The 24,535-nt window shown below is 56.6% G+C and carries 9 protein-coding genes; all 9 read left to right on the top strand.

Going from position 1 to position 24,535, the window contains the following annotated elements; genetic code table 11:
• The first annotated feature begins 175 nt into the window (after positions 1 to 175).
• Positions 176 to 1,387 (top strand): pyridoxal phosphate-dependent aminotransferase, encoded by a 1,212-nt coding sequence (locus B156_RS0123720; RefSeq protein WP_026261014.1) that lies wholly within the window; start codon positions 176 to 178, stop codon positions 1,385 to 1,387.
• 183 nt (positions 1,388 to 1,570) lie between these two features.
• Positions 1,571 to 2,371, top strand: coding sequence for an LOG family protein (locus tag B156_RS0123715; protein ID WP_026261013.1), 801 nt, complete (start codon positions 1,571 to 1,573; stop codon positions 2,369 to 2,371).
• A 469-nt stretch (positions 2,372 to 2,840) separates the two neighbouring features.
• Positions 2,841 to 6,872 (top strand): hybrid sensor histidine kinase/response regulator transcription factor, encoded by a 4,032-nt coding sequence (locus tag B156_RS0123710; RefSeq protein WP_169518275.1) that lies wholly within the window; start codon positions 2,841 to 2,843, stop codon positions 6,870 to 6,872.
• Between the two features lie 400 nt (positions 6,873 to 7,272).
• Positions 7,273 to 7,776, top strand: coding sequence for a T9SS type A sorting domain-containing protein (locus B156_RS0123705; protein WP_018622279.1), 504 nt, complete (start codon positions 7,273 to 7,275; stop codon positions 7,774 to 7,776).
• A gap of 45 nt (positions 7,777 to 7,821) precedes the next feature.
• A complete protein-coding gene (locus B156_RS29805) occupies positions 7,822 to 10,137 on the top strand; it encodes a hypothetical protein (protein ID WP_018622278.1) in 2,316 nt (771 codons plus the stop codon).
• A gap of 166 nt (positions 10,138 to 10,303) precedes the next feature.
• Positions 10,304 to 10,456, top strand: a complete 153-nt coding sequence (locus B156_RS31595) for a hypothetical protein (RefSeq protein WP_018622277.1) — start codon at positions 10,304 to 10,306, stop codon at positions 10,454 to 10,456.
• Between the two features lie 659 nt (positions 10,457 to 11,115).
• Positions 11,116 to 15,477 carry a hybrid sensor histidine kinase/response regulator transcription factor gene (locus B156_RS0123690; RefSeq protein WP_018622276.1) on the top strand — a complete coding sequence of 1,454 codons (4,362 nt, stop codon included), beginning with the start codon at positions 11,116 to 11,118 and terminating at the stop codon, positions 15,475 to 15,477.
• Between the two features lie 104 nt (positions 15,478 to 15,581).
• Entirely contained in the window at positions 15,582 to 23,312 is a 7,731-nt protein-coding gene (locus B156_RS30550; protein ID WP_018622275.1) for an FG-GAP-like repeat-containing protein, read from the top strand.
• 371 nt (positions 23,313 to 23,683) lie between these two features.
• On the top strand, positions 23,684 to 24,535 hold an 852-nt coding region (locus B156_RS30545; protein ID WP_026261011.1), incomplete at its 3' end, for an Ig-like domain-containing domain.

The raw sequence follows: 24,535 nt of genomic DNA, 5'->3' as shown, positions 1-24,535 counted from the left end.
GAAACGAAACATAATCGGTTCGTCCAGTTCAAAAGACGTGGAACGTCATCGGGTACTCATTTGGCTGGTCAAATACGAAAAAAAAGCACACCCCTGACTTATCCCGGCAGTTCCGTATTTTTGTGGCATGGAATTAGCCTTCGCAGAAGAAACCGACGAGTTAGTAGTGCCCGCCATGGAAATACGCAAAAGTGATCGACTGGAATACCTGAAATATGACATCCGTGGTCCCATCTATGAAAAATCACTGGAGCTGGAAAGTCAGGGATATAAAATAATCAGTCTGAACATCGGCAATCCGGCCACGTTTGGCTTCGACGCACCTGATGAAATCGTGCATGACATCATCCTGAACATTCGCAACGCGCAGGGCTATTCCGACTCGCGGGGCCTGTTTGCGGCCCGGAAGGCGGTTATGCACCACACGCAGAACATTGGCCTGCCGGGCATCGAAATCAACGATATTTACATCGGCAACGGCGTTAGCGAGTTGATTATGCTATCCATGCAGGCCCTGCTCAATGAAGGTGACGAAGTACTGGTGCCCTCGCCCGATTATCCACTCTGGACAGCCTCCGTGGCGTTTTGCGGTGGCAAACCCGTCCACTATGTTTGTGATGAAGCCGCCGACTGGAACCCCGACCTGGCCGATCTGGAACGGAAAATAACGGCCCGGACCCGCGCTATTGTCGTCATTAACCCTAACAACCCAACCGGAGCGGTTTACAGTAAAGACGTGCTGGAAGGCATTTCCCGACTGGCCGAGCGGTATAAACTCATCGTTTTTTCGGACGAGATTTACGACCGTATCGTTTATGATGATGCTGTTCATTATCCAATCGCCAAAATGATTTCGGACACGCTCTGCATCACCATGGGAGGGTTGTCCAAAAACTACCGGGCCGCTGGCTTTCGAGGAGGATGGATGATTTTGAGCGGGGCACGTCACCGGGCCAAGTCGTACATTGAAGGACTAACCTTGCTGGCAAGTATGCGGCTTTGTGCCAACGTGCCCACGCAATATGCTATCCAGACCGCCTTGGGGGGCTATCAGAGTATCAATGATCTGGTGATGCCAGCGGGTCGGCTGCACAAGCAAATGATGCTGGCGTATAACCGAATGACCGCCATTCCGGGTATTACCTGCGTAAAGCCCCGGGGTGCCCTGTATATTTTTCCGAAAATTGACCTGAGTCAGTTCAATCTGGTCAATGACGACGATTTTGTGCTCAACCTGCTAACAGAACAGAAAGTTCTGGTGGTAGCGGGCAATGGCTTCAACTACATCAGCAACGACCACTTTCGCATTGTTTGCCTGCCTACAGTCGATGAACTGACCGTAGCCCTGGACCGAATCGAAAACTTTCTGGAAAGCCGTCGGAAGTAGAACGGGCTACACTAAACAGAGTTATCCCGTCTCTGAAACGTTTTTCCTGCCGCATGTGTTACTACATTCCGCCCTCCAAAAAATAGCAGAGGAATAACCCTGTATGGATACGGGAAGGGCGGATTATCTTAGTGTTTACCCGGTGAGTCCATTTTGCGCACCACTGCCTTTTTTAGTATCTACATGGAAGAAACAAAAGAAAATGTTCACCGCTCTGAGACGCAGAGCACCGAACGCATTGCCAAAGATTTATCCAAGCGCGACGAGTTACTCCTAACCCCCGACGAGCAGCGTATCAAAGATGCGTTCCAGGATCATGACTGGAATGAGATCAAAACGGCCGATTCATGGGTCATCTTTAAGGTGATGGCCGAGTTTGTGGAAGGGTTCGATAAACTAGCCAAAATCGGCCCCTGCGTCTCTATTTTCGGGTCGGCCCGTACCAAGCCCGACAATCCATACTATAAAATGACCGAAGAAATTGCGGCCAAACTGGTGCGGCATGGCTACGGCGTTATCACCGGTGGTGGGCCGGGTATCATGGAAGCGGGTAACAAAGGAGCCTTTGAACAGGGCGGCAAATCCGTTGGCCTGAACATTCAACTGCCCTTCGAGCAGCATAGCAACATCTACATCGACCCCGACAAGAATATCAACTTCGACTTCTTTTTTGTTCGTAAAGTGATGTTCGTCAAATACGCGCAGGGCTTCGTGGTGATGCCCGGCGGCATGGGTACGCTGGATGAGTTGTTTGAAGCGATAACGCTCATTCAGACCCGCAAAATTGCCCGTTTTCCCATCGTACTCGTTGGGCGGCAATACTGGCAGGGCCTGATCGACTGGATCACCAATGTCATGCTGGGCGAGCAACACAACATCAACGAAGAAGACATGAAACTCATCAGCATTGTCGATACGCCAACGGAGGCCGTCAGGGTTATTGACGAGTTCTACAACAAGTACCTGCTGAAACCGAATTTCTGATTGGCGTCAGTATTCATAAAAGACCCTCACCGGCTAGCCGGTGAGGGTCTTTGTGTTACGAGCCGACCGATTGCTGAACTGTTGATCATAATCCGTGAGATTCGCCTACTTCCTACGCCTGTTAGCAAGCCAGTTTCAGGAGTGACAGGCCAATCTTACGCCCAATGTTAACGTACAGGTGTCCTGCTCAGGCGATTCACCTTACCCCGGGGGACTAAACAGCAATGTCTAACCAGTGCCAGCTTACTTCAGGTTGATCTAACAATTTAATAGTATACTGGAGAGCGCTTTATACTCATTTTATCCGCTTATGTTGCCCTAGAAAGAATTATAAATGAGCATTTATTAGTTCAATAAAGTAATCTTGTGAACGATTTAGCAAACTAGACCCACCAAACCGAACTGTGATTCAATCAACCCTGAATACATCCCTAGTGTGAATCGTGCTGTCGGCACCCCCTTAATGCCCATGAGATACCCGCAGTTTTTTGGTCAGTGGTCCCGCTTTACCGCAACGCTGCTTGGCGTGATTGGCTGGCTGAGTCTGCTGACAACTGTGCTGGTTGCCCAGCCCAACCTGCCCCCGCCCGAGCGTATTACCGACCGCCAGGGACTGCCCCAGGCGTTCGTACCCGCCATTACGCAGGATCAGCAGGGGTTCATCTGGGTGGCCACCCGCGACGGCCTGTGCCGCTATGATGGGCACCACTTCAAAGTCTTCCAGCCCGACCCCAATGGGAAACCCTCGCTCTCGTTCACCGGGCTGGACAGGCTGTTTACCGATCACCACGGGCGTATCTGGATTACCTCCGAGCAGAAGGATATCGACGTCTTCGATCCCCGAACTGAAACATTTACGAACATCTCCCGACGAGCCATCTATCGGCAGGCGGTAGGAAATGAACAACCCTACCAGCTTTATGTAGACCGGGCCGACCGGCTCTGGGTGCCGCTGTGGGCCAAGGGCCTGCTGTGTCTCGACCGGGCCACTAACCGGGTGTGGCACTTTCGTCACCAGCCCGGCCAACCCCGTTCATTGCGCAGTGACAGCGTCATGCAGGTCAGCCAGGCACCCGATGGTACCATCTGGATTGCCACCCGCAACGGATTGGAACGCTTTGACGAAACCACCCGTCAGTTCACGCACTACCAGCATCAGCCTGGCCAACCCGGTTCCCTGCCCGACAACCAGTTGCGCGGCCTGCAAATCAGGGCCAACGGTGAGATACTGACCATCTCACAACGCTTTGTGAGTTGGCTCAACCCGGCTACGGGACTGTTTGGCGCGTATCCTTTACCGGCCTACAATTTATCCCGGTATGATTTGAGTGGCTATCCTACGCTGGACAGCCTGGGTCGACTCTATTTTCATCACGACAACACTCTCTATCGGTTCTCCAGCCAGCAGGGCCTTGTAGAAGTGGAGAAATCGAACCAATTGATCGAAGGATGTGTCAGCCTGTTCGTCGACCGGTCGCAGGTGCTGTGGGTTGGTACCCGGGGGGCCGGCATTCGCAAATACGACCTGCGGGGCGGTGATTTTCAACAGATACCCTATCGCACGAACTTTTATCAGGACGTGCTGAGCTCCCGGTGGCTGGGACTGCCGGCCGCCAGCCTGCCCCCCCCGGCGGCTTTCGCCCACGGGTACAGCTATGACTTTCGTTACACCATCAGCCAAAACCGGTATTTGTGGAGTAATATGGCAAACGCTACTATCTACCGAACTGACTTGCAGGCTAAACGCATTGAAGCAGTACCATTGCCGACTCGCCTGCCTCGGGAGGAGGCTAATCTGCTGCTGGCTACGGACCCGCAACAACGGGTGTGGGCTATTAACGGAGCAGCGGTCTGGTGCTATGACGACGCAAACCGGCAATGGGTTAGTCAGCCTTACCGCATCCCCCGGCCGCAGACCTTCGGCGCACTCACCTTCGTGGTAGATGAGCAGGCCCTCTGGTTTGCTACGGAGAGTAAGGGGCTCTGGCGACTCGACCGGGCAACGGGCCAGTGGCGGCAGTACGTCAACCAACCCCGCAACCACCAGTCACTGTCCAGCAATTCCCTTTTTTGCCTCAGCAATGACCCCACCGACCCCAACCGGTTATGGATCGGTACGTTTGGAGGGGGCTTGTGCGCCTTCGATAAGCGGACGGGAACCAGCCGCCGGATCACGCAGGCCGATGGGCTGCCCAATAACGTGATCTACTCGGTCATCCCCGACCAGCAGGGCTATCTGTGGATGGGTACTAACAAAGGCATCTGCCGCCTGGACCGCCGAACCTTTGCCACTCGAACGTTCACCCACGCCGACGGGCTGCTGGCCGATGAGTTCAATCGCTTTCACTGGCTGCACCTGCCCCCGATGCCAACGGGTCAACAGTCGGACCAGGGTGAACGGATTATCATGGGTGGGCTGACGGGCATTACCGCCTTTTACCCCCGACAGGTGCGGGAAGACACATTTCAGCCGCCGGTTGAACTCACCGAGCTACAGGTGAACAACCAGCCTGTTTCACCGGCTCTGCTGGATTCGCTGCCTATTCAGGCTGTCGATCACCTGACGCTGCCCTACAACCTGAATTTCATCACGGCCAAATTCGCGGCTCTGGAGTTTAACCGGCCGGACAAAAACCGCTACCGCTACCGGCTGGAGGGCGCCGAAACGGACTGGAAGCAAACCGATCAGCCCGTGGCCACCTACACCAACCTGCTGCCCGGTAGCTACGTGCTGGTGCTGAATGCGTCCAACACGTCGGGCCAGTGGAGCCGGTGGCAACGGCGGTTGGCCATCACCATCCGCCCGCCCCTGTGGGCTACCTGGTGGGCCTACCTGCTCTACGGGCTGGCACTGGGAGGGCTGATCGTAACTGGTTTGCGGGCGAGCAGCAATCGGCTCCGGCAGTCGCTGGCCCTGCAACGGCGCGAGACGGACCTCAATCGACAGGAAACCGAGCAACTCAGAGCCGTTGATGAACTGAAATCCCACTTTTTCGCCAACATTACCCACGAGTTCCGCACGCCACTGACGCTGATTCTGGGTCCCATCCAGCACCTCAGCCAGCAACTGCCCGACCCTACCGTACAGTATCAGCTAGCCACTATCGACCGTAACGCCAACCAGTTGCTGGGCTTGGTCAATCAACTACTGGACCTCTCCCGGCTGGAAGCGGGGGCCTTGCCGGTGGTCAATGTACGGGGTGACCTGGTAGCGGTGGTAGCCCAGACCGTCGACTCGTTCCGGTCACTGGCCAGTACTAAGGGCATAGAACTGACCTGTTCTGCCGACGGGCTGGCGGCTGCCTATTGGTTCGATGCCGACAAAGTTGCGCGCATTCTGTACAATCTGCTCGCCAACGCGTTCAAATATACCGACATGGGCTGGGTCAGGGTGCAGCTAACCCCCGCTGACAGAGGTATTGCCCTGAGCGTAGCCGACTCTGGCAGGGGTATGACGGCTCTTGCCCTGTCCCACATCTTCGACCGCTTCTTTCAGGCTGGCTCATCGGAGTCGGTTTCGCCGGGAACGGGGATCGGGTTGTCACTGGTGCGGGAGTTGGTTACCCTGCAGGGGGGCAGCATCCGGGTGCAGAGTGAGCCAGGCCAGGGCAGCTGCTTTACAATTGATCTGCCCTATCAGGCTGTGGTGCCTGATACCGATACCGGCCTGTCCCAATCCGCCGAAAGTAGTGTTGTCGGACTGGATAACGACAGAGAGGAGCTGCCCGACGAGTGGCCTCTGATCCTGCTGGTGGAAGACAACGACGACCTGGCCCGCTTCATCGCCGACAGCCTGCCCACCACCTGCCGGATTCTGCGGGCCGCCAACGGACGTGAAGGACTTGCCCTGGCCCAGGCCCGGCAACCCGACCTGGTACTGTCTGACGTGTTGATGCCGGTTATGGACGGCTACACGCTGTGCCGGGAGTTGAAAGCGCATCCCCATACCCACCACCTGCCGGTTATTTTGCTGACGGCCAAGGCCACCCAGGAAAACCGGCTGGAGGGCCTGGAACTGGGCGCCGACGATTACCTGACCAAACCGTTCCAGGTGGCCGAGCTGCAACTGCGGGTACGCAACCAGCTCGACACCCGCCGTCGGTTCCGCGACCGGGTACGGGCCGAACTAAACCAACCGGCCACCGGTCCCGCGCCCTATACGGCCCCGCAGCCAGTCGATTCCATGTTGCAGCAGCTTTACGAGGTGCTGGAGGAGCATTTGGAGGACTCGTCGTTCGGTCCCGAACAGTTAGTGCTACAGCTGGGTATGAGCCGTATGAGTCTGTATCGCAAGCTAAAGGTGCTCACCGGCCTGACGCCCGCCGAGGTGATTAGATTGTACCGGCTCAAACGGGCGACCGAGTTGTTGCAGGGAGGGCTGGGCGTGGCAGAAACGGCTTACAAAGTGGGCTTTGAAACCGCTTCCCACTTTGGTAAAGTTTTTCGCGATCAGTATCAGATGACCCCCAGTCAGTTTGCCCGCCAGCACGGAGCTGCCTAACGTAATTGCTTAATCAACTGCCTTTCTGACAATGGATTTTTCACCTGAAACAGGAAGTGAATCCTGTTTTGGTACGCTCACGATAGTATTTGGGAAAGCTGCGATAGTCGGTTGACGCTATAATCACCACTTTTGTACCGGCTGAACAAGGCCAGCGGATACTGACTTTCGACTGACTCTGCCCCCTATCCTATTAAAGCGATTCTACCTTCCTTTTTTCAACCCAGTTACTTTGTTCCGGCTCTTTGAGGAGCAGGGTAACTCGGGTATGAGAGGCAGGCTCCGTTCTAATCAGTGCCCATGTAGTCGGCGAGTTTTTAGGTTTACTGCTTTATACCATGCGGTAGCAAGCCTTGCCCTGACCGCAGAAAATTGCTTTTAATGCTAACCCAATATACATATGAGAAAAAAGTATTTACTTCTACTGGGCGGCCTGGGCTTATCCCTGACAGGGGTTGCTCAGCGCTTAAGTCCGAGCGTGTTGGCCGTGAGCGGAGGAACGGCCACTACGCAGACTATGACCCTGGACTGGACGCTGGGCGAGGCTGTCGTTGAAACGAGTTACACGCCTGAGCGACTTTATACCCAGGGCTTTCACCAGCCCCTGCTCCAGGTCAGTGAACTACAGAATCAGATCAACCCCGACGCGGGCTACACCATTACGGTAGCCCCCAATCCAGTGACCTCTTATCTGACCGTTGGCATCACCGCCCCCCAGGAAGACCCGCTGCAATTACGACTGACCGACCTCAACGGGCGACAGTATACCTTACCCATACTGCCAGCTAGCACCCAATCGACGCAGGTAGACATGACGCAGTTTCCGACAGGCACTTATCTGTTGCATATCAACAGCGTGGACGGGCGGTTACTGAAGTCCTACAAAATTATCAAAGCCCAGTAACCCTTATCTTATTACTAAATAAAACACCCATAAATCAAAACATTCATGAAAAAGTCTTTACTCTTTCTTCTCTTTCTTTTTAGTACGGTTGTTACCGTTTCGCAGGCCCAGCAGGTGCCTCAGGGTATGAAATACCAGGCTGTTGCCCGCAGCTTGTCGGGGCAAGTTATGGCCAACCAGCCCGTCACCCTCAAAATCAACCTGAACAGCAATCTACTAGGCTCTGCTAAAACCCACTACAGCGAGACGCACACCGTTACGACCAACACCCTCGGCTTGTTCGACTTAACGATTGGAACGGGCGTCGTGAGAGCAGGCACGTTTAAAAACGTACCATGGAGCAGCGAAGACATCTGGATGGAAATTTCCATTCAGGACGGTGGTAAAAGCGGCTTCTCAACCGTTAGCAACAGTCGTCTGCTGGCCGTTCCCTACGCCTTTCATGCCATGACGGCCAACGAGTTGGTGAGTAACCCTAAGGCCCGGGCGGCAGCGGCTGGCCCGTCTGATGGCGTCCCCGGTAACGTGTGGTCAACGTTTGGCAACACTAAAACCGATCCATCCACCGACCGGATTGGCACGATGGACAACGTAGACCTGATTTTCGTCACCAACAAAACGGAACGCCTGCGGATTACAAAGGAGGGTGATATCAACATCGCCAATAGTCTGAAAGTGGGAAAAGATGTGGAAGTGGGGAATAATCTGACCGTCAAAAATGACGTGTTTCTAAATACCACGGGTGGAGCTACTATAAACAACGGGCCGCTGACGGTGGCCAACGCCAAGCCTACAATCCTGACGGGTACCTTGAACGTAAATGGCAACACGACGTTAAACGGTCTCACCAATAGCACCAACACTACGGAGTCAACTAATACCACCACGGGCGCTGTGGTCGTAGCCGGTGGGGTTGGCATTGGCAAGCGCATCAACGTAGGCGGAGCCGCGCAATTTAATAACACCCTGGGTGTTGATGGAGCTACTACTTTGAAAAGTACCCTGAATGCGGATGGAGCTACTACTTTGAAAAGTACGCTGAATGTTGTTGGCGTAACGACACTGAACAACGCTTTGAATGCCAACGGTCAGGTAACAATCGAAAAAACTGGACCAGCGTCCGATAGCAATTACGACTCCTATCCCTTACGGGTACAGGGCAGTAGCCAGGGTATTGCCATCAAGGTGAACGGCACGCGTAGCACGAGTAACAACTTCGTTACGTTCATGGATGCCGACGGTATTAAGGGCCGCATTGAAGGACAAACACTTACTGAACTTCAGGACAGCGAGGAATATAAAATTCAGACGGCATTGTTTGCATTAGAGGTTGTCAACTTAACTGCGGATGGAGCGGGATTGGTTGCCGAAGGAGCTGCCCTTGCCGCAGCGGTCATTACCGCGCCTGCAGCTGTAGGTGTTGGTGCGCAGGCAGCCGCTTTAGTGGCTAAAGGAATTGCTTTGGGACTTGAAATAGATAAGTGGAAACGCGATGTCGAAACTAATGCGGGCGTAGCGTATGAATCGGGCAACGGTGACTACGCCGAATGGCTCGAACGGGGTAAGGGTGAAGCCGATATGGTTTTTGGACAGATTGTTGGTGTTTCTGGCGGTAAAATTTCGCTGCGCACAGACCAGGCCGATCACTACATGGTTGTTTCAAAAAGGCCCATTGTACTGGGTAATATGCCAGCGGCCAACCGGGAGAGTGACTACGAAAAAGTGGCTTTTATGGGTCAGGTGCCGGTACGGGTAGTGGGCCAGGTTGCTATTGGCGACTACATCATCCCCTCGGGCAATCATGATGGGATGGGCATTGCCGTTCACCCGGCCGACATGAAACTGGGCGATTATTCCCGCATCGTGGGCGTCGCCTGGCAGGCTGCCAAAGATGCCTCGTTAAACGTTGTCAACGTAGCCGTGGGTATCAATACCAATGACCTGACTACCAAGATGGTAGCCATGAGCCAGCAACTTGAGTCGCTGAGCCGAAAAACCGATGACATCCTGGCATTCCTGCAAGGAAAAGGTCCCTTGCAAATGGGTACAACGGTTGCTCAGACGACGGTTAATCCGAGTACGATGACCACCTCCGCTCGGACAGAGACCACCCTGACTAAAACGGTTTCGGATGTTGATTTTGACCGCACCGTTGACCAAAAAGCTGCGCAAGTGATCAAGTACTTTGGTGTGGCAAAAGAACAGTTGATAGCCAGAGGAATTGATGTTAATGCAAATGCGGAAATGGTTCAGTTTTTCAGCGATCCCATTGCTTCCGTCAAGCAGCTACGGCGTAATCCGATCATGAGCACCCAATGGGGTCGCTTTGATCAGCAATTGGAAAAGAAAACTAACAAATAATCATAAACAGTATAAAAAGACCGCTTCCGAATGGTTGGGAAAATAACGACTCTGAAGCACGCAGGCAACTCCACGTTTTGCCAAACTGATTGACGAACTGAAAGTTGTCGGAATGAACTAGTGATGACGGCTGACCGGATGGTTTTCGGTTAGTCGTCAGCATTAGTTGAAAGCAATTTCAGCTACGGCTGGCTATCAACCTGCACCGGGGGCGCCTGGTGTGCTCCTGGAAGTGGTCCTGACCGATATACCGGGCCATACCATCGCTGAAAAGCGCATTGAGCAGGCAGGTCTGGTCGAACGGGTCAGTTTCCGTTGACTCACCAACCAATGTCCCCTGTGTTGTTGCGCGAACATACCCTCACCCATTTGGTAGTAAAAAAACTGCCGCGGCCCTGGTCCGACTCTACGGGCTGAAAATGAGGTAATTTCTCCCCCAACTTAACCTTCCCGAAAGTCCCCGTCCAGATTCTGCTGGCGGGGATTTTTTATGACCGTGATTAAATGAGTACTTTCAGGCAGGGCATTTTTATGGGTTGAACAGTAGTCCGTCGTGGGAGCAGCCTTGTTCGTTGCCGGATGGTATGGTGGTGGGGTGAGTGGCTGAACCAGGGAAAACCCAAACAAGTACAGGAGTATGTAAGGGCACCGCTATGCTGTTCGCTTACGGTAATGATTCGCCTTTCGGTCTGCATCTTTGCAACGGACTGGCGGTAGCTACGACCAGACAATAAGTTGGATCGGCCCGGTTGATAGAAAACCCGTGAGTGGTTAAAGTCTTCTATCCCCCGCAAAACCGATTCGCTGGCGACTTCGTATATGATGAAATCTGTGATGAACTCCTGGTTAAATAATATATATTCCACCTAGGGTTATTTTACCAGTTGGTTGACTTGCTTGATCAGCCTGTTTTCGTAGGGCTCCTTATTGAGTAATACGGATGGCAATCTTGCTTTTTCGAAGTAAATTAGAGTACGTATGCCAGCAGTACCAAAGGCTGCATTGATAGATTATCTTAATTCGAATGATGACTTATGGTCTGCCTCGACTTACGTTGGCAGGCATGTCGGGTATAGCCCTTACCGATTCGGTCTGGTAATTGAAAAAGGGCTGGCCTTTGCACTAATCCTGCTGCTCTATTTCTCTACGGCGGCACAAGCACAGCCGGATGCGGCCCAGCCAGGTGTGGCCCAGCCGTATACCGCTTCGGTGAAGTATTATGGCCCCGAGCAGGGCTTGTCGCACCGGGAGGTGAACGCCATTTTTCAGGATAAGCAGGGGTTTATGTGGTTCGGTACCAAGTTCGGTCTTAACCGCTTCGATGGCCGGACCTTTACGACCTATACCAAAGAACGAAATGGGCTTAATTTCGACGATGTACAGTCCATTGCCCAGGATGCTGAGGGGGTTTTATGGCTCATGGGACCTTTTGGCCAGTCGCAGATTACCCTCTTCGATCCACTGACGAATAAGGCCACCTCCTTCGAAGAAAAGTTTAAAAAGCAAGCGCCTGCCAAGTCAAACGACCTTTCCCCACGCCTGCTCAGTAGTACCAACGGCACCATCTTTTTTACCGACCAACAGCCCGCCCGGTTACTATCGTACCACCCAAAAACCGGGCTGCGGTCGGTGTCTCTGCCCTTTAAAAAACTGGTTGCTTTTCAGGTCACCGCCCGCCAAACGGTCTGGGCCGTGGCCGATGATGCATTAGTTCTTGAATTAACCGCCGATGGCCGCATCCTGCATCAGTTTGCCCATCCGGGGTCAATAATTAGCACTTGTCTGGGGCAGCGAAACGCGGGCATTGAATTTTTCTACTTCGTCACTGGCCCGGCAACGGGGGGAGAGGATGTGTTTTTTAGCGTGGACGAGTCGGGCAATCGGCGGGTGAGACCGCCATCCCTGCTAAACTCGTTGACCCGGCCCCTTCATCCGGTTTGTTACGCGTTTGACCGTTCCGGCTTACTGTGGGATGGAATAAGTCTGCGGGATTCAACCAGCCGGGCCCTCCTGACCATTGCTCTGCCAACACCAAATGGGCCGGTTATCAACCGGAGTTTTTTTCGGGACCGCAGTGGACTGTTCTGGTTGGGAACCAGTTTTGGCGTGTATCAGGTCAAGCTGGCCGAAAACAATTTCCACCGACTGTTTCACCAGGAAACTGACCAGCAAACGGGTTTAACCCCAATTCGGGGGATTACCGTTTTTGGCAATCAGGTTTTTGCTAATTTGGAGAGTCAGGGCCTGTACACCGCTCAGTGGCCGGGCGGCTCACCCAGGAAATTGTCTATTCTGAAGAACAGCGTGCCTTTTTCGCGTGCGTATGGATTGACCCAGGATAAACAGGGTACGCTTTATGTCGGCCTTGTGAGTCATTTCGTACGGTATGCACCCATTACCGATGCCAGTTCCATGTTGCATCTTCCTGATGGGTATATTCTCTGGACACTGCATCCATTTGGCCCTAAGCAGTGGGTACTGGGCGGGCAACCAGGCCTTTTACTGTTTGACACGAAGCAGGAGACGTTGGCCCCTTTTTCGCAGTACAATGGGTTTACCGAACTGGCTAAGGCCCATATCCTGCATATTGCTCCCGACCGGCAGGGCACCCTCTGGATTTGCGCCAACACCGGCTTGTACACTGTAGATCCCCAAAAAGGGGTAACGGCCCGGTACTGGAGCGGGGGAAAGGAGCGTTTTTATCTGCCCGCCGAGAGTTACCAGCATTTTTACCAGGACCCGCAGGGTATCTACTGGCTGGCTACGGCCAACGCGGGCCTCATCCGGTGGGACCGTCGGCAGGGTCAGTATCGGCAGTTTCGGCGCAGTGAGGGGTTGTCCAACGATAATATCTACGCCGTGTATGCCGATGAGCGGGGGCACCTCTGGCTCAGCAGCGACTACGGCATCATGCAGTTCGACCCCGTCCGGTTCACTACCCGGTCCTATTTTGTGGAGGATGGCATTACCAACAACGAGTTCAACCGGATTGCGCATTATCAGGACAAGGTCGGCCGGATTTATTTTGGCGGACTTAATGGCATCACCGCCTTCGACCCGCGTGATTTCCAGGCCGAGAAACCGGCCGCCGGGCTACCCCTGCGCGTCCTATCATTTCACCAGTATGACAATGCGACGGATAAACTCGTCGACAAAACGGATGACATAGTCAGCACCAATACGATTACCATTCCGCCCGGCGACCGCTCCAGCGTGCTGGATGTTGCCCTGCTCAACTACACCAACGCCGACAAGAATGTGTATGCCTATCAGTTTACCGACATTGACCAGGGATGGACTTACCAGACGGAGCCTACCCTGCGGCTGAGTAATCTACCCTACGGCAACCATCGGTTGTTGATTAAAGCACAGGCGGCTAACGGGCGGTGGTCGGCTAATACGCTGGCCATCAACCTGACGGTGGTGCGGCCGGTGTATCTGCGTGGCTGGTTCCTGGTGCTGATGGTCCTGCTGGCAGGAGCCGGTATCTGGGCCTGGCTGCGCTGGCGAATCTGGCAGCACCGGAACGAACAGGTCAGGTTGCAGCGGGAAATCCACCAGGCCACGGCCCGCATTGAACAGGCTAAAGAAATTATTGAGCAGCAGGCCCGGGATCTGCTCCGGCTCAATGAAGCCCGCTCCCGGTTTTTTGCCAATATTTCGCACGAGTTCCGTACGCCCCTCACTATCATACTGGGCATGGCGGCCGAACTGGAGAACCACCAGCCGGAGGCCGAACAGCCACTGGTTCGGAAGGCGGCCGGACTGATTGAACGCAGCGGCACCAATCTGCTGCGGCTGATTAACCAGATTCTGGACCTCTCCAAACTCGAAGCCGACGAAATGCACCTGCATCCGGTGCGGGCCGATCTGGTGGGCTTTGCCCGTTACGTGGGCGAATCCTTCCAGTCGCTGGCCCATAGCCGGGGTGTCGAGTTGCATTTTCTTTTCGAGGCTGAAACGTATGAAGCTGAATTTGATCGGGATAAACTCCAAGATATTCTGTCCAATCTGCTGGCCAACGCCCTCAAGTTTACCCCCGCGGGTGGGCATATCGACTACCAGTTAAAGATCCTGGAAAGCTGGCAACCCCTCAGCGCACAAGGCTACCATGAGGAACTTACCCCAACCGGGCATCTGGAGGGTCCCGGACTGGAGGGTCACTGGGTTCAATTCATCGTCAGCGATACCGGCCCTGGCATCAGTCCGGCGAGTCTGTCGAAAGTCTTTGACCGCTTCTACCAGTCCGACAATCAATCGACGATGCCGGTTAGCGGTACCGGCATCGGGCTGTCGCTGGTGCGGGAGCTGGTGGGGCTCATGCACGGCGGGCTGGCCGTCCGAAATCGGGGCGGAGGGGCCACAAATGGACAGGGAGCTGAGTTTGTGGTGAGTATCCCGCTTGCACGTCAGATTCGGCCTGAGGTGGCCGGGCCCTTTCAGGAGTGGGTGCCCAATCCGGTTGTGGTTAGTCCGGAACCCACGCCGTGGAATGAACCTGAACCGGTACCTGCCGGAAACGGGCCCGTGCTGTTGCTGGTGGAAGACAATGACGATGTAGCCGCTTATATTCAAACCTGCCTGGGGGCCGATTACTATATGATCCGGGCCGAGAACGGACAGGCGGGTATTGACCTGGCACTGGAGAAGGTGCCGGATCTGATTCTGAGCGACGTGATGATGCCCCTCAAAGATGGGTTCGAACTGTGCGATACGCTCAAGAACGACGAACGAACCAGCCATATCCCCATCGTCCTGCTGACGGCCCGGGCCGCCGTCAGTGACCGGATGGCGGGCCTACGGCGCGGGGCCGACACTTACCTGGTGAAACCCTTTCTGCGGGAAGAACTATTGCTGGTGCTGGCTAACCTGATCCAGACCCGGCGGCAGTTGCAGGTTTACTACAGTCAACTGGCCCTGGGCGGCACTCCGCTGGGCGGCACCTCGCTGGGCGGCAATCCGCTAAGTACCCAGCCCGGCGAAACTACGCCGACTGACGCGGGAGAGGTTCTGGAAGACCAGTTTCTGACAAAGCTCCGAATCAAGGTAGAAGCGCAGTTAGAGAATCCCGAGCTTTCGGTGGACACCATCTGCCAGCAGCTGGGCATGAGCCGGACTACCCTTCACAAAAAGCTGACGGCCCTGACGGGGATGTCTTTCAGTCACTACGTGCGCGCCCTGCGTTTACGGCAGGCCCAGGTGCTGTTAACCACCACGAAACTCAACGTGTCGCAGGTGGGCTACGCCGTGGGCTTCAACAATCCCAAGTATTTCAGCCGGTTGTTTTCCGAAGAATTTGGCATTTCGCCCGGAAATTATCGCCAATCAGCCAGGGGCTGAACAATAGTGCACCTTTTCGGAACAATAGTGCACCTTTTTTTAATCAGATACCCGTACTCTTGCACTGCTGTTTTGTAGCCACTAACCCACTCAGCGTACAGCTTATGTACCTACCTTTTACCTCGTCCGGGTCCGCTCAGCGAACCCTCCGGTTTTCTCTTCGTTCAATCCTTCACAGAAGCCCGCAGCGGCAAGACCCCAATGGGCTGGCTTTCGGCTGTCGGGCCGTTTGTCGGTTGCTGGTACTGGGAGCGCTGGGGCTGACCAGCCTGAGCGCCTGGGCCCAGACGGCTACCGTCACGGCCTTATCGCCCACGCGCAATGCCATCGCGGTGGCTAAAAACACCAACGTTACCGTTACCCTGAGCCAACCCCCCACCAGCGCCAGCGCCCTGACAGTCTGGAGCCAGCAGGCCGGGGGCAAGAAAGCCGGTACGGCCACGGTGAGCGGTAATTCGCTTACGTTTAATCCCACCACGGATTTCAAGCCCGGCGAGGTGGTCTTTACCACCGCCACCACGGCCAGTGGGCTGGCTAAGCCGCAGGTCTACCAGTTTACCACCGCAGCCGCCCCGGCCCCGGCCACCTTCCCTAATGGCTCCGAGGTAGGGGTGGGCAGTACTCCTTTAAGTGTGGCGGTTGGGGATGTGGATGGGGATGGCGACCTGGACTTCTTAACCGCTAATAATGCCAGTGCCAATGTGAGTGTGCGGCTGAATGACGGCAGTGGCAGCTTCAGTGGCACCACCAACGTAGGGGTAGGCAGTAATCCTTATAGTGTAGCGGTGGGGGATGTGGATGGGGATGGCGATCTGGATATCTTAGCCGCCAACGCGGGCAGTAACACGGTAAGTGTACGCTTGAATGACGGCAGTGGTAACTTCAGTGGCACCACCAACGTTGGGGTGGGCAGTACTCCTTATAGTGTAATAGTGGGGGATGTGGACGGGGATGGTGACCTGGATCTCTTAACTGCTAACAGTGGCAGTAACAGTGTGAGTGTGCGCTTAAATGACGGCAACGGTAATTTCAGTGGCACCACCAACGTTGGGGTGGGTAGTTTTCCTCAAAGTGTGGCGTTGGGGGACGTAGATGGCGATGGCGACCTGGATATCTTAACCCCTAATTATTTCAGTAACACGGTGAGTGTGCGTTTGAATGACGGCAGTGGCAGCTTCAGTGGGGGCTCGGACGTAGGGGTGGGCAGTAATCCCACTAGTGTGGCGGTGGGGGACGTAGATGGCGATGGCGACCTGGACTTCTTTACCGCTAACAGTGCCAATGTGAGTGTGCGGCTGAATGACGGCAGTGGTAACTTTAGTGGTACCACCAACGTAGGGGTTAACGGTGGTCCTCAAAGTGTGGCGGTGGGGGATGTGGATGGGGATGGGGACCTGGACTTCTTAGCCTCCATCGGTGTCAGTAATACGGTGAGTGTTCGCTTGAATAACGGCAGTGGTAACTTTAGTGGCACCACCAACGTAGGGGTGGGCAGTGGTCCTTATAGTGTGGCGGTGGGGGATGTGGATGGGGATGGCGACCTGGACTTCTTAACCGCTAACAGTGCCAATGTGAGTGTGCGGCTCAATAGGGTGCCCCCCGCTACGGTGACGGCTCTATCGCCCACGCGCAATGCCAGGGCGGCAGCTAGAACCACCAATGTTACCGTTACCCTGGATCAGCCATGGCCTTCGGGCGAGGCCGCCAGCCAGGCCGTTCGGGTCTATAGCCAGCAGGCGTGGGGAAGAAAAGCCGGTACCGCGACGGTGAGTGGTAATTCACTTACGTTTAATCCCGACACGGATTTTAAGCCCGGCGAGGTAGTCTTTACCACCGCCACCACGGCCAGTGGGCTGACCAAAGCGCAGGTCTACCAGTTTACCACCGCAGCCGCCCCGGCCCCGGCCACCTTCCCTAGTGGCTCCAACGTGGGGGTGGGCAGTACTCCTTTTAGTGTAGCAGTGGGGGATGTGGATGGGGATGGCGACCTGGATATCCTAACCGCTAATAATGGCGGTGGCAGTGTAAGTGTGCGGCTCAATAACGGGGATGGTACCTTCGGTGGCGGCTCCAACGTACCTGTGGGAGCTAGTCCTTTTAGTGTGGTGGCGGCGGATGTGGACGGGGACGGCGACCTTGACCTCTTAACTGCAAACCTTAACAGTGCCAATGTGAGTGTGCGCTTGAATGACGGCAGTGGCAACTTCAGTGGTGGTTCCAACGTAGAAGTGGGTAGTAGTCCTATAAGTGTAGCGTTGGGGGATGTGGATGGGGATGGCGATCTGGACCTCTTAACTGCTAATCAGGGCAGTACCACGGTGAGTGTGCGCTTGAATGACGGCAGTGGTAACTTTAGTGGCACCACCACCGTAGGGGTGGGCACTAGTCCTTATAGTGTGGCGGTGGGGGATGTGGATGGGGATGGCGATCTGGACCTCTTAACCGCTAATCGGAACAATGCCAATGTGAGTGTGCGCTTGAATGACGGCAGTGGTAACTTTAGTGGCACCACCAACGTAGGGGTGGGCACTAGTCCTTATAGTGTGGCGGTGGGGGATGTGGATGGGGATGGCGACCTGGACTTCTTAACCGCTAATAATGCCAGTACCACGGTGAGTGTGCGCTTGAATGACGGCAGTGGTAACTTTAGTGGCACCACCAACGTAGGGGTGGGCGATAGACCTTATAGTGTGGCGTTGGGGGATGTGGATGGGGATGGCGACCTGGACTTCTTAACCGCTAATAATGCCAGTACCACGGTGAGTTTGCGCCTGAATGATGGCAATGGTAACTTTAGTGGCATTACCAACGTGGGGGTTGCCGGTGCTTCTCGAAGTGTGGCGGTGGGGGATGTGGACGGGGATGGCGACCTGGATTTCTTAGCTGCCATTGAGGGCAGTAACACGGTGAGTGTGCGGCTCAATCAACTCCCACCCCCAACCATCACCGGCTTTAGTGCTGTCGACAACACGGTGTGCGTGGGTAGCCCTATCAGCTTTACCGCCACGGTGGGCAACGTGACGGGCACCTACTCCTTTACCCTCTCCAACGGCACCAGCCCCCTGAGTGGTACGGCCACGGGCACAGCCTTCAGCCAGAGCCTGGTAGCCAGCGGCAGCGGCCCCCAGAGCTTCACCCTGACGGTGGGTGACAACGGTCAGACCGCGACCGCCACGGCCACCGTCACGGTTACGGCGGCTCCTTCCGCCACTATTTCCTATCCTGGTTCGCCTTTCCTGACCAGCAGTGGTCCCGTCAGCGTTAGCCAAACCGGCACGGTGGGTGGCACCTACAGCAGTAGTCCGACGGGCTTGAGTCTGAACACGAATACGGGCCAGATCACCCCCGCCAGCAGCAATCCGGGTAGTTACACGGTGACCTATGCTATTGCGGCCAGCCAAGGCTGCGCGGCCTTCAGTACTACAGCCAGTGTGGGTATCCAGGAACTTCAGGCCGATCTGGGCATCACCTGTACCAATGGAGTAGCAACGGTACAGGCGGGTGGCGGGGTTACGTACACCATCACTGTCTCAAATGTGGGGCCCTCGAATGCGCCGGGCGCGCTGGTCGAGGATACGTTTGTGCCCAACCTGACAGGGGTGAGCTGGATGGCCGTCGGATCTGGTGGCGGCAGTGTGGCCGGAGCATCGTCGGGAACGGGCAATATCAACCAGAGGGTGAATCTGCCCTCCGGTGGCTCGGTGATTTTTACCGTGACGGCTACGGTCAGTTCGTCGGCTACGGGTACGTTAGTAAATACGGCCACGGTAACGGCCCCGGCAGGGGTCACCGATCCCTTTGCAGGTAATAATTCGGCCACGGATACGGATACCATCACACCGCCCTCGCCCACCATCACGGGCTTTGCCGCTGTCGACAACAGCGTTTGCGTGGGTAGTCCCATCAGCTTTACCGCCACGGTGGGCAACGTGACGGGCGCCTACGCCTTCACCCTCTCCAACGGCACCAGTCCCCTGAGTGGCACGGCCAGCGGCTCGGCTTTCAGTCAGAGCCTGGTAGCCAGCGGCAGCGGCACCCAGAACTTTACCCTAACGGTGGGTGACAACGGCTTTCTGGCCATGGCCACCACCCCCGTGACGGTCAACGCCCTGCCTATAGCGGGCCTGACCAGCAACGGTCCGTTGACCTGTGCCCAGACATCCGTCACCCTGACGGCCTCCGGGGGCAGTTCCTACACCTTCACCAGCCCGGGCGGCAGCGTGCTGGCCGGCAGCGGCAACACCCGGGTGGTGAGCAGTCCGGGTAGTTACTCGGTGCTGGTGAGCGATGGAAACGGCTGTTCGGCCAGTGCCACTACTTCCGTGACGGCTAATCAAACCTTGCCTACGGCCAGTTTGACTAACAATGGCCCCATCACCTGTTCGATGACCAGCGTGACCCTGACCGCTTCGGGGGGCACTAGCTACCGCTTCAGCAGCGGGGCTACCCAGATTGGCACCTCCAATCAGGCTACGGTGAATACGGCAGGGCCCTACTCGGTGACGGTGACGGGGGCCAACGGCTGTTCGGCTGTGGCCACCACCACCGTCACAGGGGACCAGAGTGTGCCCATGGCAGGCTTGAGCAACGACGGCCCGCTCTCGTGTTCGAAGACCAGTGTAACCTTGACGGCCAGTGGCGGGGGCAGCTACCGCTTCAGTGCGGGGGCTACCCAGATTGGCACTTCCAATCAGGCCAGTGTCAGTACCTCGGGCACCTACTCGGTGACGGTGACTTCGGCCAACGGCTGTTCAGCCGTAGCCACTACGACGGTGACCGGTGACCAGACCGCCCCCACGGCCGGGCTGAGCAACGATGGACCATTAAGCTGTTCGAAGGCCAGCGTGACCTTGACGGCCAGTGGCGGAGGTACCTACAAGTTCAGTGCGGGGGCTACCCAGATTGGTACCACTAACCAGGCCACCGTCAACACGGCGGGCACCTACTCGGTGACCGTCACCTCGGCCAATGGCTGCTCAGCCGTAGCCACGACAACGGTGACCGGTGACCAGACCGCCCCCACGGCCGGGCTGACTAACAATGGTCCCTTGAGTTGCAACACCACCAGCGTGACCTTGACGGCCAATGGCGGAGGTACCTACAAGTTCAGTGCGGGGGCTACCCAGATTGGTACCACTAACCAGGCCACCGTCAACACGGCGGGCACCTACTCGGTGACCGTCACCTCGGCCAATGGCTGCTCAGCCGTAGCCACTACCACCGTCACGGGGGACCAGACCGCCCCCACGGCTAGTCTGAGCAACGACGGTTCGATCTCCTGTTCGAAGACCAGCGTGACCTTAACCGCCAGTGGCGGAGGTACCTACCGCTTCAGTGCGGGGGCTACTCAGATTGGCAGTGGCAACACGGCCACCGTTAACACGGCGGGCACCTACTCGGTGACGGTCACCTCGGCCAACGGCTGTTCAGCCGTAGCCACTACGACGGTGACCGGTGACCAGACCGCCCCCACGGCCGGGCTGACTAACAATGGTCCCTTGAGTTGCAACACCACCAGCGTGACCTTAACCGCTTCGGGCGGGGGCAGCTACCGCTTCAGCGCGGGGGCTACCCAGATTGGCACTTCCAATCAGGCCACCGTTAGTACCTCGGGTACTTACTCGGTGACGGTGACAGGGACCAACGGCTGCTCAGCCGTGGCTACCACCACCGTCACGGGCGACCAAAGCGTGCCCACGGCTAGTCTGAGCAACGACGGCCCGCTCTCCTGCACGAAGACCAGTGTGACCTTGACGGCCAGCGGAGGAGGTACCTACCGTTTTAGTGCGGGGGCCACTCAGATCAATGGGGGCAACACGGCCAGTGTCAGCACTTCGGGCACCTACTCGGTGACGGTGACCTCAGCCAATGGCTGCTCAGCCGTGGCCACCACCACCGTCACGGGTGATCAGAGCGTGCCCATGGTCAGCATCTCGGCCAACCCCAGCCTCACTATTACCCAGGGAGAAACCACCACCCTAACGGCTAACGTCAGTGGCGGCACTCCGCCCTTTGGCTACGGCTGGTCAACCGGGGCTTCTTCCAGCACCATTACGGCCAGTACCGATGGGCCTTACTCGGTGACCGTTACGGGGGCCAACGGCTGCTCGGCTACGGCCAGTGTGACGGTGAGTGTTGTCCAGCCCAGCGGTCCTTTCGCCATCACGGCAGTGACCACCCTGAGCTGTGAGACGATCTCCGCCGACCAGCGCCGGGTGAGCTTCAACCCCCGCTACGCCCGTCTGGATGGCAGTCCGGTCAGCTTCTCGGTGGTCAACGAGATGCTACCCACCACGGCACCGGGTCCCTACACGCTGCGTCTGTACACGGATAACCCGGTCATCACCCTGAGTGCTACCCAGAGCGGGGCCACCACCCTGTTTGCCTACAACTGGCTATCGGCCTGTAGCTCCTCGACGGGCAACACTCCACCCACGGTAGCCAATCCGGTTTCGCCCCAGTCGGCCACGGTGGGTATCGCCTACACCCTGTCGCTGGCGGGTGTGTTTACCGATGCCGAGACGCCCAACAGCCTGGTGCTGTCGGTAGCGGGCCTGCCCGCGGGGCTCAACTTCGTGGCCCCCTCCACTATTTCGGGTACACCCTCCACGAGTGGGGTGAGTCAGGTGACGGTGACGGCGACCGATCCGGGGAGCATGAGTGCCAGCACCAGCTTTACCATCACGGTGAGTCCGGCAGCCGGTACCCCACCCCCGCCATCGGGCACCTTCAGCATCACCAGCGTGCAGACTATTAATTGTGAGGTGCTCTCGGCCGGTCAGCGCCGGCTGACCTTCAACCCGCAGTACGCGGGGGTCAATGGCGCGCCCATCAGCTTCTCGGTGGTCAACGAGTTGCCGGCCACGACCAATCCGGGCCCTTACAGTCTGGACCTGTACACGGATAACCCGGTCATCACCCTGAGAGCAGTGCAGAGCGGCATAGCCAGTAGTTTTGCCTACAACTGGCTATCGGTGTGCAGTTCCTCGACGGCTAACACCCCGCCCACGGTAGCGAATCCGGTTAGTCCCCAGTCAGCTACGGTCGGTGTGGCCTACACGCTTTCGCTGGCGGGTGTGTTCACCGATGCCGAGACGCCCAATCAGCTAACCTTATCGGTTTCGGGCTTACCCGCCGGGCTGAGCTTTAGTCCCCCCTCGACCATCTCGGGTACGCCTTCGATGAGTGGGGTGAGTCAGGTGAGCGTGACGGCGACCGACCCGGGGGGGATGATGGCCAGCACCAGCTTCAACATTACGGTCAATCCGGCCGGTGGTACACCCCCAACGGGCACCTTCAGCATCACGGGGGTACAGACCATCAGCTGTGAGGTCCTGTCAGCCGGGCTACGCCGGGTTACGTTCAACCCCCAGTACAGTGGGCTGGATGGTACTCCCATCAGTTTCTCGGTGGTCAACGAACAACTACCCACCACCAATCCGGGTCCTTACACCTTAAACCTGTATACCGACAATCCGGTCATCACCCTGAGCGCCACCCAGAGCGGGGTAAGCACCAGTTTCAGCTACGGCTGGCTGGCGGCCTGCAATGCAAGTGCCCGAATGGGCGCGGGTTCGGATGCCCGGCTGCGGGTGGTGGTGCTGGGCAACCCCGTCCAGGAAAGCCAGGTGTGGGTAGAGGTGCAGGGCGAACAGGGCCAGACCGTCACCTTGCGGGTAACCGATGAGCAGGGCCAGGCCGTCAGTCTTATCCAGGTTGTGCTGACCAGGGGAGTGGACCGGTTCCCGGTCCGGATTGGCCGCCAGGGGGGTGTTTATCTTTTGGATGTCAGCACGACCAGCCAGCGCCAGACGGTCAGGATCATCAAGCACTAAGGCAGGTGGTCTTTTACTGAAACCCGCCACAAAAAGCCTGCTGTTTACGTCACAACCAGCCACCGCTTTGGCCCTAGATGGGCTGAAGCGGTGGCTATTAATTATCCCCAAAGCTCGTGTGAGCAACTCACCCCAACCGTCCGTCTGGCTGGATGGACCAAGTCTGTTCAGGAACGGCTTCGAGGATCCCACGTAGTTCAGCCGGTTGTTTTTCGAAGAATTTGGGTGTTTCGCCCCAAAATTATCGCCTTTTGGCCGGGGGCTGAACAATAGTGCACCTTTTCGGAACAATAGTGCACCTTTTTTAAATCAGGGAGCCGTACTCTTGTGCCGCTGTTTTATCCTTCATTAACCCACTCAGCGTATCGGATATGAGACTACCGTTTATCTACGTCAAGCCCAATCAACGACTCCCCCGGTTCTCGGTGAACCCCGTCATCCGCCCCGGCCTACAGGGGCAACGCCTGGGCTGGTTAGCCTGCTGCTATCGCCCGGTAAGTATGCTGGCGTTGCTACTGCTGAGCCTGTCCGCGCTGGCGCAGACGGCTACGGTGACGGACTTATCGCCTACGCGCAATGCCAGGGCGGCCAGCCGGGCCACCAACGTTACCGTTACCCTGAGCCAACCCCCCACCGGACCCGCCAGCGCCCTGACGGTCTGGAGCCAGCAGGCGGGGGGCAAAAAGGCGGGCGCAGCCACCATCAGTGGCAACACGCTCACCTTTGATCCCACCACCGATTTCAAACCCGGCGAGGTGGTTTTTGCGACCGCCACCACGGCCAGTGGCCTGGCCCAGCCGCACGTCTATCAGTTTACCACCGCAGCCGCCCCGGCCCTGGCCACCTTCAGTGGGGGCTCTGGTGTAGGGGTGGGCGATCGTCCTCGAAGTGTAGCGGTGGGGGATGTGGATGGGGATGGCGACCTGGATTTCTTAACTCCTAATTATGGCGTTGCCAATGTGAGTGTGCGCTTGAACGACGGCAATGGTAACTTTAGTGGCGGCTCCAACGTAGGGGTGGGCAGTGCTCCCGAAGGTGTGGCGTTGGGGGATGTGGATGGGGATGGCGATCTGGACCTCCTGGCCGCTAATAGTAACAGTGCCAGTGTGAGTGTGCGCTTGAATGACGGCAATGGTAACTTCAGTGGCACCACCAACGTAGGAGTGGGCAGTTTTCCTATAAGTGTGGCGTTGGGGGATGTGGATGGGGATGGCGATCTGGAT

Origin of the sequence: Spirosoma luteum DSM 19990 (genome assembly GCF_000374065.1) — a bacterium.
Classification (GTDB): Bacteria; Bacteroidota; Bacteroidia; order Cytophagales; family Spirosomataceae; genus Spirosoma; species Spirosoma luteum.
Note: the sequence above shows the minus strand (reverse complement) of the source record. Positions and strands in the feature narration are given on the sequence as shown.